Annotated in this window: 8 protein-coding genes; 6 read left to right on the plus strand and 2 right to left on the minus strand. The window is 43.9% G+C overall.

All coding sequences use genetic code 11. From position 1 onward, the window contains the following. Positions 1 to 43: 43 nt before the first annotated feature. Positions 44 to 838: a transporter substrate-binding domain-containing protein gene (locus L1D23_RS00720; protein WP_239863664.1), complete on the plus strand. Its 795-nt coding sequence runs from the start codon at positions 44 to 46 to the stop codon at positions 836 to 838. Between the two features lie 33 nt (positions 839 to 871). Here the strand turns inward: L1D23_RS00720 and L1D23_RS00725 are convergent, their stop codons facing one another. Then, on the minus strand, positions 872 to 1645 hold the full coding sequence (locus L1D23_RS00725) for an ABC transporter substrate-binding protein (protein ID WP_239863665.1): 774 nt from the start codon (positions 1643 to 1645) through the stop codon (positions 872 to 874). Further along, on the minus strand, positions 1629 to 2747 hold the full coding sequence (hisC, locus tag L1D23_RS00730; RefSeq protein ID WP_239863666.1) for a histidinol-phosphate transaminase: 1119 nt from the start codon (positions 2745 to 2747) through the stop codon (positions 1629 to 1631). The genes L1D23_RS00725 and hisC overlap by 17 nt, the downstream gene beginning before the upstream one ends. A 158-nt stretch (positions 2748 to 2905) precedes the next feature. On the opposite strand from hisC, the gene L1D23_RS00735 reads away from it, so the two are divergent. The 5 genes from L1D23_RS00735 (at position 2906) to L1D23_RS00755 (ending at position 11446) form a co-directional block, all read left to right on the plus strand. Beyond that, positions 2906 to 3781: a LysR family transcriptional regulator gene (locus tag L1D23_RS00735; protein WP_239863667.1), complete on the plus strand. Its 876-nt coding sequence runs from the start codon at positions 2906 to 2908 to the stop codon at positions 3779 to 3781. Between the two features lie 729 nt (positions 3782 to 4510). Then, a complete protein-coding gene (locus L1D23_RS00740) occupies positions 4511 to 6850 on the plus strand; it encodes a M4 family metallopeptidase (protein WP_239863668.1) in 2340 nt (779 codons plus the stop codon). Between the two features lie 82 nt (positions 6851 to 6932). Then, positions 6933 to 8477 carry a M28 family metallopeptidase gene (locus tag L1D23_RS00745; protein WP_239863669.1) on the plus strand — a complete coding sequence of 515 codons (1545 nt, stop codon included), beginning with the start codon at positions 6933 to 6935 and terminating at the stop codon, positions 8475 to 8477. Between the two features lie 707 nt (positions 8478 to 9184). Then, positions 9185 to 10420 (plus strand): MFS transporter, encoded by a 1236-nt coding sequence (locus tag L1D23_RS00750; RefSeq protein WP_239863670.1) that lies wholly within the window; start codon positions 9185 to 9187, stop codon positions 10418 to 10420. Continuing rightward, on the plus strand, positions 10421 to 11446 hold the full coding sequence (locus L1D23_RS00755) for an HEXXH motif-containing putative peptide modification protein (protein ID WP_239863671.1): 1026 nt from the start codon (positions 10421 to 10423) through the stop codon (positions 11444 to 11446). Positions 11447 to 11794: the final 348 nt, after the last annotated feature.

The raw sequence follows: 11794 nt of genomic DNA on the forward strand, positions 1-11794 counted from the left end.
TGAATAATAGAATAAACACTCAATGCTGCGCTGGATAACAAAGATGAAAACTATCCTCAGTGCGTCAAGCTTGATCGTCTCCACTGCCAGTTATGCTGCTCCCCATCCCGTGGAGTTGGCTCTCTACACTCAGGATTTTCCACCGTTACAAGTGGAAGTCGATGGTGTGGCAGAAGGATACGTGATCAAATTTGTCGAAGCTGTGGTACAAGATGCTGCTCGAACCCTCCCAATGACACTGCATCAGGTCCATTTTACGCCGTGGAAAAGGGCAATGCGAATTACGCAAACTCGTAAGAATGCTTTGCTTGTATCTGTGTCACGCACACCAATACGAGAAGATAAATTTCACTGGATTGGTGAAGTTTCGCCATATGAAGTCAGTATCTTTCGCCACATTAATGGTCCAAGCCTCAAAACAGATCAACTACAAGCACTCAAGGATTATCGCTTTGGTGCTCAAACAGAAGGGTCTTTTGAAGAGTTGATCCGGTCTTTGGGCTTTAAGCAGATCATTCCAGTGAACTACGGTAAGGACGCGATTCGTTTGTTGCGAGCTAATCGGGTTGACTACGCCCCTTTAGTGACGGTCAGCTATCCTTACCGAATGGCGCAATACGGCTTCGATCCGAGTAATTTTGTTGAAGTGATGAAAGTAAAACCATTGTGTAAAGCGTTGTGGTTGGTCACAGGTAAGCAAACGTCACCTGAAGTAGTGGAAGCGCTGAGGCAAAGCTTTGAAAAGTTGAAGGCTGAGGGAGAGCTGTCTTCATTGATTGAGGCCTACCAGCCTGAGAACCCGATTATGCTCCGCTATCAGGAGCTGGCATCAAAGTGATAAAAAGGGGCCTGATAACAGGCCCAAATGGATTTACAGCTCTTCGCCGTAGATGTCAAAAGAGAAGTACTTTTGCGCAATCTTGTCGTAAGTACCGTTGGCACGGATAGCGGCTATCGCTTTATTGAATTTATCGGCCAACAGTTTGTCTTTCTGACGCAGTGCCAGAGCAGTCCCTTCACCGATGTAAGCTTTGTCGGTCACGGGCTTGCCGACAAACTCAAACCCCTGCCCAATGTCTTTATCCAAAAACGCCAAGGCAAGTTGATCAGAGTTACCAAAAGTCAGATCAAGTCGGCCGGTGGCCATATCAATATAGACTTCATCTTGACCTGTATAGCGTTTGATCTCGGCGACATCGCCGAATTTATCGGTCACATAGCGGTCATGAATCGTGCCACCTTGAACGCCTATAACTCTGTCTTTTAATCCTTTCTCCGAAATATCAATCTTAGTGCCCGTTGCAGTGACGAACCGAGCTGGTGTTTGGTAGTACTTGTTGGTAAATAGCACCCGCTTTTTACGTTCTTCTGTGATGCGCATCGAAGCCATGATCACATCCGACTTTCTCGCCAGCAGACTCGGGATGAGCGAGTCCCAGCTTTGAGCAACCCAAGTACAGTCTAATTTTGCTTCAGCACACAATGCATCGGCAATTTCGATATCGAACCCTGTTGGATTACCGTTTGGATCTTTGTAGTTAAACGGTGGGTAAGTGAAATCAGAGGCCAAGCGCACTTGTTTTGCAAAAGTGGGTGTAGACAGAAGAGTGGCTGCACAGGCAATCACACTAAGCACTTTGTTCATGGTTGAAATCCTTGTCTTTGTTTTTCGTTGATACTGGGTTTGAGAAGTGGCTAATGATGGTAGCGACTTCTTGCATAGATTCTTGTGAACCAATCGTGATCCGTACACAGTGTTTCAAGCTCGGTTCATGGGCTTGATTACGGGTCACAACTCCGGCATTAAGCAAATAGTTGAAAAGGTCAACATCAGGTCGCGTACGGATTAAAATAAAGTTGGTAGCAGAAGGGTACACCTTCTCAATCCATTCAAATGACTGAATCTGTTCTACAAACCACTCTTTGGTAGCGATTAGCTTCTCGGTATTCGCCCTGACTTGGGCCAAACCCTCTGAGCTCAGTGCGTTTAATACGATTTCTGCTGAGCTATCCGGCATTGGGTAAGGTGGTAGCATTTTATTGAGGTAGTTCATCACGGATGTATCAGCGATGATGAAACCACAGCGCACGGCTGCAAGGCCAAAGGCTTTAGAGAGAGTACGAATAACAACCAGATTAGGGTATTGCTCGATTAAGCTGACAACGCTTTCTTCAAGCTCAAACTCAATATATGCTTCGTCAACGACGATCAGAGCGTGTTCTTGTGTCTGCTCAAGAATGGATAAAATATCGTGTCGTTTCAGTAATTGTCCGGTTGGATTATTTGGTGAACAGAGAAAAATTAAACTCGCTGACTCGGCAGCCTTAACTACCCCCTCAACATCCAGAGCAAAGTCTGGTGCAAGCAAAGGGACGTCGATCGTTTCAACGGCCAGTGAATCTGCACAAAACTCATACATTGCATAAGTCGGACTACAGATAGCAATACGGCTTTGACCCGGTTGGCAGAACGTACGCACAAGTAGATCGATGGCTTCATCAGCGCCTCTGACAGCAAGAGCAGGGTTTCGGGTTTGGCAGTAATCCTGATAGGCGGAGGCGATATCATGAGGTAGAAAATCAGGGTAGCGGTGATACGCATTTTGCTGTTCGTTAAAATGAAGTGGTTGTTCTAACTCATTGGCGTTGAGCCACAGTCGACCAGAGCCACCAATTCGTCTTGCTGACTGATAAGGTATTAATTTTTTTATATTATCGGGTGCAATTTTATCTGCCAGCGACATCATGTTTCTATTCCTTTACTGCATAACTAATCTAGTTAAAGTTAGATCTATAACTAGAATTTCTTATTTTATAAAAAGGTAGTCAAAGTTTTGTTTGAGGAGAATCGAAATAAAGGCATACTAGCTATGCAATAAATGCATGGCTTATTGGATGGTGAAAAATGAGATTACCTTCGACGAAAAATTTGCAGGCATTTTTGGCTACCGCTGAGTACCTCAATCTCACCCATGCCGCCGAGTCGCTCAACATGACACAGGGTGCGGTCAGCCGACAGATCCAATCACTGGAATCTCTTATGGGAGTTAGCCTGTTTTATCGACGCGCTAGAGGACTTGCTTTGACGCCTGAAGGGAGTCTATTCCTTCCGCTGGCGCAAGACATTATTAAGCGCTTGCAACGCTCAGTTAGGGAAGTGTCCGAAAGTGCCAACCGGGTCAAATTACTTGCCCCGAGTTGTATTACCACTTGGTTACTGGCTCGCTTGGCAAACTTTCAGCAAGCTAACCCAGATGTGAATGTCGAGTTGACTTCAACTACTAAACATCAATTGCACCCTGATTTTGATAGCTTCGATATGGTGATCGTTTATGGTAAACCAGCTCGAAGCAAGCAGGTTTCGCAAACCTTGTTGTTTGATGAAATTTTAGCGCCCGTTTGCTCGCCTCAATTGTGGTCGCAGTGTGTTGAGGAGGATGACCCAGTACAAGATACCTTGGTTAATCGTTTTATGTGGTTACATGCAAATCAAGAGCAATCGGACTGGGCTTTGTGGTGCGACAGCAGCAATGAATCGGCATTGAAAGGAACGGGCAATCAGACATTTGCAACTTTAGATCAAGCAATGCATGCGGCACAGCAGGGGTTTGGGATGACCGTGGGGGATGTGACCTTGGCGGATCAGGATATTAAGTCAAACCGCTTGCTCTGCCCGTTTGATAAACGTATCCGCTCTGGCAATAGTTACTTTTTGCTTTCGGCAAATCAAGAGCCGAATGACTCGGTCAAAGCGTTATCTGACTGGTTGGCGCACAACTAAACTTTCTAATGTTTTGTATCGCTATCAAATGGTTCATAACCTTCAGCGAGTCACCTATTTCATCACTACCTGATTGAAGTCTATCCAGCCGTTAGCGAGCAGCGCGGGCGCTGTCACTGTGTCTGAGATATTGAGAGCTTGCTCTATACATATCGTTTGGTTTAGCAGCGTCAGGGTATATGGTTGCTAGCTTTGGTGAGCAAGCGGTGTTCGTTTCATGCTTTATACTTCAACTCTTGGTCGCACTAATATTATTATTCAGCCAAATTCGATTTATTCAATAATCATCATTGTTGTGTGGTTTATATTTTGAATGCAGTGTGCTATTTACGTGATTATAAATATTATTTTACTCATTTATTTTTAATAAGATTAATATTTAAATAAATATCCTTCTATGATGGTTTGTTGTCTAATCTCTTACTGCATTCAATAATTAACTGATTTTATTGATTGAATTGGAATTAGATAATTAAGTCAATAACGGTTATTTGTATAATACAAATAACCGTTATTTTTACTGTGAGGTTTTAATCTATACATTTAACAATATTTGTTTTTAGGTTGGATTTAATTGATTTATTGTATGATTTATAAAATAAATGCTAATTATATTGTGCGCTTGTTTGGTTTATTAAATAATTATTAAGAATGGTGAGTATTAATTTTAATTGTTAATGATATGTTTCTCCTCGGCATTTATAAAATGCCACGATAAGGAGAATCATAATGAAAATAGCCAAGCATTTTTTGGCAGTAGCCGTAGCCAGTGCGATGTCACTATCTGCACATGCCGGTGAGTCAGTTTATTTAAGCAAACCAATCAACTTTACATCATTTTCTGGGCTGAATTCTCAGCTTGGTGTCGACAATGCTTCCAGCTTCAAAATGGTAAAAGAAGTGAATCTGAAGAAGCGTGGCATCTACAAAGTTAAAGTCCAGCAAAACATCTGGGGAGTGCCTGTTTGGGGCCACTACCTAAACGCAACGCAAAGTGCCCAAGGTGGTGCCCTAAAAGCCGTTCAGGGCAAATACGTGAAGATGGCAGGCGTTGATCGCAAGTTCGTAAAGCCTTCTTTAAATCGCGCACAAGCACTTGAGTTGGCAAGCAAAGATCTTAAAGCAGGTGTCGCTGCGAGCCCATCTTTAGCGAACGCCAAAGACGATCTTTACGTGTATCAAGACGGCGATAAAACTCGTCTGATTTACGTAATCTCTTACCTGATTGAAGGTCAAGCACACCCATCGCGTCCGTTTACTATGTTGGATGCGCACAGCGGTGAAATCATCGACCGTTGGGAAGGTATTGCCCATGCCCAAATCGGTACCGGCCCTGGTGGTAACGAGAAAACAGGTCAGTACGAATACGGTACCGATTACCACTATCTTGATGTGACGGAAAACGGCACCGAGTGTGTGATGGAGTCCGATAACGTTGTCACTGTGGATCTAAACGGTGCAACATCAGGTACAACGCCTTATTCCTACGAATGTCCGCGCAACGAGCACAAAGAAATCAACGGTGCTTTTTCACCACTGAACGATGCGCATTACTTCGGTAACGTTGTATTCGACATGTACAAAGATTGGTTTGATACAGCGCCGCTGACATTCAAACTGATGATGCGTGTTCACTACGGAAACGGATACGAAAACGCCTTCTGGGATGGTCAGGCGATGACCTTCGGTGACGGTGAAAGTTACTTCTATCCATTGGTGAGCCTGGATGTGTCTGCGCACGAAGTCAGCCATGGTTTCACTGAGCAAAACTCAGGTCTTATCTACGCGAATCAGTCTGGTGGTATGAATGAAGCCTTCTCTGATATCGCAGGTGAAGCTGCTGAATACTACATGAAAGGGACCAACGACTGGATGGTCGGTCGTGACATCTTCAAAGCAGACGGTGCACTGCGTTATATGGACGATCCTTCACGTGATGGATCTTCTATCAACCACGCTTCTGATTACTACGATGGACTGAACGTTCACTACAGTTCTGGTGTATTCAATAAAGCTTTCTATCACATCGCTACTACTCAAGGCTGGGATACGAAAAAAGCGTTCGAACTGTTTGTTCTGGCGAACCAGATCTACTGGGCAGAAGACAGCGACTTCTGGCAAGGTGCATGTGGCGTGAAAAATGCCGCAAATGACCTAGGCTACAACTCTGACGATGTTGTCGCAGCATTTGATATTGTAGGCGTAGAACCATGTGCAGAGCCACCGCTTCCGCCAGAGCCAGAGTACCAACGTCTAGAAAATGGCCAAGCCGTGACTGTTGCTGGTGGTACAGGTTCGAAGACCTACTTCGACATCGAAGTGCCTGAAGGTAAAGATAAGCTAACGGTAGAACTTGGTGTTTCAACGGGTGATCCAGACATCTATGTTGGCCTTGATTATGCGCCAAACTCGCAGGAAAACATCTGTAAGAGTGAGTCGGTAACTGATGAAATCTGTGTCATTGAAAATCCAGTGGCAGGACGCTATACCGTCAACGTGTTCGGTTACTCAGAATATGCCGATGCAAACCTGAAAGCATCGTTTGACTCTGGTAGCACTAACGTTCCACCAGTCGCTTCATTCGACCATGTTGTCACAGGCAAGAAAGTTGACCTAACCAGCACAAGTAGTGATAGCGATGGTGACATTGTTTCTTACCAGTGGAACCTTGGTGATGGTAACTCTCAGTCAGGTGCAGTGGTTAGCCACACTTACGCGGCAGCTGGTGATTACGTTGTGACTCTGACGGTAACGGATAATGCAGGTGCTGCAACGACGTCCAACAAGACCATCACAATTGAAGATACGGCAACAGACGCGTTCCCACTCAAACTGCAATTTGGTAACAAGCAGCCTAATGGCAAGGCACGCGTTAAGCTGGCTTGGGAATACCTAACAGACGACTACTTTGTTGTGAAGCGTAACGGCAAAGTGGTGGGTGCAACTGAATTTACTTCTTACGTCGATAAGTTCCGTCACAACGGCACGATTGATGTTGAGTACCAAGTATGTACCTCAGGTGACGTTTGTTCTGAGACGAAGCGCTACCGCTTCATCAAAGCCAACTAATCCATTCTAAAAACGACAGGGCTCCGAATGGAGCCCTGCTTTGTATCACGTCTACAGAATTTACAAGGAACTCAGTTCTGCTATGAAAAAGACATTATTAGCTTTAGCTCTATTTGGGAGCGCTTCAGCCTTTGCAGCATCAGATGCTAACGTACTTAAAGATGGTGAAGTATGGATTACCACGGATGCAGATGCTCAGCATTTGATCACGCAGCATGGTGCAGCCGTGTACAGCGGATTTGCTGCTAATTCAAATGCCGTAGTCGCTCAAATTGATCAAAAACAGTTAGCGGCACTCTCCAGCCATATGCATGAAGCAAAGCACCGTTGTGGTGGTTATATGGTGCATGCAGACAAGGCAAGCGCAATGAAAGCGGCGGGTATGCCACTGTCGATGAGTACGTTTGAGAAGCCGGTGATCAGCCACCACGACACGGTCGAGTCGTTGATTGCACAGGTCGAGCCAAACAACATGGTGACTACCATTGAAAACCTAACCAGCTTTACTAACCGTTTTTATACCACTTCTACGGGTATCGCTGCATCGGACTGGTTGCTAGAGCGCTGGCAAGAAGAGATTAAGGATGTACCTTATGCTTCAGCTCAGCAAATCTCACACAGTGATTACCCACAGAAATCGGTTGAAGTAACTTTAGTCGGTGCCAAGCATCCAGACGAGATTGTTGTGGTGGGTGGTCACCTAGATTCAACAGTTGGGTCATGGACAACCGAAGGTACAATATCACCGGGAGCCGATGATGACGCTTCGGGTATTGCAACCGTGACAGAAGCGTTGCGTCTTATGATTGCTAGTGGTATCCAGCCAGATCGCACCATCAAGTTTTACGGCTATGCTGCAGAAGAAGTGGGCTTGCGAGGTTCTCAGGACATCGCTCAAACGCTGAAAGGCGAGCAGGCGGATGTGGTCTCTGCCTTGCAACTGGATATGACCAACTATAACGGTTCGGCTCATGATATTACTTTCATCAGCGATTACACAGATGCGAATTTAACCGAATTTCTCAGCGAGTTGATTGATACCTATGCGAGTGAAATTACTTATGATTTTGACCGCTGTGGTTACGCTTGTTCGGATCACGCTTCTTGGCATAACGCGGGTTACCCGTCAGCGATGCCGTTTGAAACCATGTTCAATGATTACAACCCGCATATTCACACTGAGCACGACACGCTGGAGAACTCCGATCCAACCGCAAGCCATGCGACTAAATTTGCTAAGTTAGCCATTGCTTACTTGGTGGAAACCAGTTTGGATGACGCAGAGTCGCCAGTGAAGGAGCTAGAAAACGGTACACCAGTGGAGAACCTAACATCTGGTTACTTCGACGAACAGTTCTTTGTTTTCCGCACTACTGAGCCGGGCGAAGTCACGATTTCCATTACAGGCCCACGCAGTGGCGATGCGGATCTATATGTGACCTATGAAGGTCCGGTTTCGAAAACAGAGTATGACTGTCGTCCGTTCCAGAATGGCAGCAACGAACAGTGCGTGTTTAACAAACCAGCTGGTGAGTTCAACATTATGATTCGTGGTTACCGCAACTTTGATGAAGTCGATATTGTGGCTAGCTTTAGCCCTGAAAATGCACAAGATCAAGACAAGTAACTATCTAAAAGTCTATCCATGGGAGTAAAGAATATATCATTCGCGTGTGAGTTATAGCCTTTTACTCACAATGCTTCTTGTGGCTCTTCAAAACGTACATACCAGGTATCATGGTGTGTACGTTTTTTTGATCCCTAAGGCTTAGCAAGACGATGGACTTACTGCGTTAAACTACCATCCAGTTAAAAGGAAATGATGATAAAACCATAAAGCCACTCCTGATGCTCGTATAGCTCACTACTCGCAAGGTATTTATGATTTTCTTGACCACTGCTTGTGACATGTTTTTGGATATAAATGAGTCATAGGAATTACTAAATTAGCGTTTAACGAATTAATTGGAATACTGCAAAATCTCTAGTGTATTGACCAATTTCACTTGTCCACTACATACAATCTCGAAGGCTACATTCAGCGAATAATAGAAAGTATGAAGCTCAACTAACCGCCCTATCAATATATGAAAGAAAAAATATGAGCTTGATAGCATATTCAAGAAATCACTTATAATATGATTTGCCTCAGCTCCCTCCCTCAAGGTACAAGTTTATGCAACAATCAATTAACACGGTTGTTACATTTCAATGAATCACATAAGGAATATGTCATGAAGAAGCTAGACAAATCGAAACTATTTTCAGTAAAAAAAAACGGCTCACCTGTACTGAAGGTCGTCGAGAACTAATCTAGTCAATGGAGGCGATTTGATGAACTATTATCTATATATTTTTTCTCACTTAGCCTCCATCGTTGCTTTTCGTAGTACGACAATTGTCATCATATGGGCGATAGTACAGTCTTTCGGTCAAGCTGAGAGCGTAGGCGCTTTAGTCGCGATCATGTGGATTGCGAATATATGCTTCTTACCTATATCCGGTTTTCTACTGGACATGTACTCAAAAAAAACTATTATTCTGGTCTCTAGCATTGGCTCTCTTTTAGCTTCAGCTCTATTGGCCTATTGTTATGAATCACTGCTAAGCTGCATACTCATTGTTTCACTCCTCTCGATTTTTAACAGTGCTATCTCAGCTGCTCCAAATAGTCTTATCCCCTTACTCGTTGGTAAAGAGAAGCTAACAAAGGCCATTGGCCTTTCTTCCACATTAAACTCGTTGCAAGTCATTATCGGCGTGGTCATCGGTGGGGGTGTTATTTATGCCATCGGGGTAGAAGTTTCTCTGTATGTTACCGCGACTCTTTACTTTCTTTCCCTAGTCTTAGTGCTATCTATGACATTCCCTAAAGCACCCATTGAAAGCAAAAAAACACCAAATAAAGCAACTCAAATCACTCAAGGGTTTCGTAGTCTTAGAAGACTAAAGCCGGAGGTCATGTTTTGCCTATCTGCGATGGTGGGCAATTTCATCTTGACACCCTTGGTATCGGTCATCATCCCAATTTATGTTCAACACGGACTCAATAACAACGTGGGTTATGTCGTTCTATTTGAATCAGCGATTGCAATAGGAATGATTCTTGGAGGAACGATATCGATCAGAGCTACCGCTTGGCTTACCCGATACCATCAAGTGTTATTGGGAGGATGTTTGATAGGACTTGGTGTTATCGGTTTCGCTTCACTTGAGCACGCTTATCTCAAAGCCTTCGCTCTGTTCTGCTCTGGGATGGGATTGACTATAAAAGGCATACCATTTAGCTCTTTGAGAGGTCATGCCGTACCACATGATTATAAAGCTCGAATTGAATCCGCTATTTTCACGCTATGTATACTCAGCATTCCGATCGGAAGCTTTACGTTCAGCTACATACTGGATAACACGCTCCTTGATATCAATAACCTTGTCATGTTCATGGGTGTACTCATTATCCTATCTCTCGCGTTTATCACTTTCTCAAAGGAATCAGTAAACGCTCTCAAACAGGGCGATGATGACCTTGAGCATTACTACACCCAAAACTACCCAAAGGCTTTCAAGTAAATGGACATTACAAAAACAAACTGGGCGACCCCTAATTCACACAATGCCAATACCATTATCGACCTTAACTTGGATGGAATTACAGACAGCTTTAACTATCTTTATGAATACTCTGGGCGGGATGATTCGAAGCTTAAGACATTCCTAACTCAAAACCGCTCTGCTTTACGTAAAAACATGCCGCAAGCCTTCCTATACCATGAGTATATGGCCAGGAATGTAGAGCGATCCGATTTCAAACTTCAGGATACATTCGATCATCTGTTCAAGGAGTTGGGTTCTGAGAGTCCGAGCTCTCTTGAAATTGTCCCTTTTGGTGAGCGATACCAGATATTTACAAACCAAGTTATTCAATCATTAATAGCCGCTGATCACATGGAGTGTTATGGCGAGCATTTGGTGGAAAGAAACCAAGGGATCACCACTCCTAATAGAGACCAGTTTCAGTATACCCTAGAGCAAGTACAGAAGTGTTTATCATACATAAAGAGCTCCTGCCCTGCTTTGTATGAGGAAATAAACACGGTTGTATCTCAAATACACATAATCAGCTCGCCGCATGTTAATGCAGGTAGCTACCTGAGTATGCTCGGTATGTTCAATATTCGCTATTTAAAAAGCGATGTTGAACACTGGAGTCGTTTAGCAGAACACATCATTCATGAAGCAGCCCATAACTTACTCTATCAACTGTGGCATCAAGAGCCAATTATCACCAGTGATGACGGAGTGTTTTATACCCCATTTCGAAAGGACGAGAGACCGATCAGCGGGGTATATCATGCGATGTTTGTGCTTGCACGAACCATCTATGGCTTTAACCATTTGTTGTCCAATCCTGATATTGAGCTCAAACAGAGTGATATTAGTAGTCACTATAATGAAGCGAATAACCAGCTTCCTTTCACAGAGAAGTTTTTTCAAACCGTTGAGGTGATTGAACAATCCGGGAGGCTTACACCATTTGGCCAAAAGGTAATGAACGATTGTGTTAGCTTGGTCAGAGAATGCCAGTATCGAGTTTAAATGCAGTTATCCATGTAATAGCTCTAAGATACATAGTCCTTTGAGTGTGTATGTAATGCACATTCAGTCAAAACCAAAAAAGCATCGACATGATACCTTTCCTATTCTATTTGCTTCTTAATTTGTAAGCGCGTCATGAAGCCCGCATTCAAATAGTTAGGCGTGAAGAATAAGATCAAGACTCCTACTCAAAGGAGAATTGAAATGGCAAAACCAGAGCCAGATATCGATACACTCCTGCCTCGGAACTTTAAACATTAGTAATATCGCCCTGTGGGTTCATGGGGCGCATACGCTTTTTCTTTCGATTACAGTAATTTGATTAAACGAGGTGCGCTAGCCTGTTCT

This window comes from Vibrio sp. Isolate24 (assembly GCF_022398215.1).
Taxonomy (GTDB): Bacteria; Pseudomonadota; Gammaproteobacteria; order Enterobacterales; family Vibrionaceae; genus Vibrio; species Vibrio coralliilyticus_A.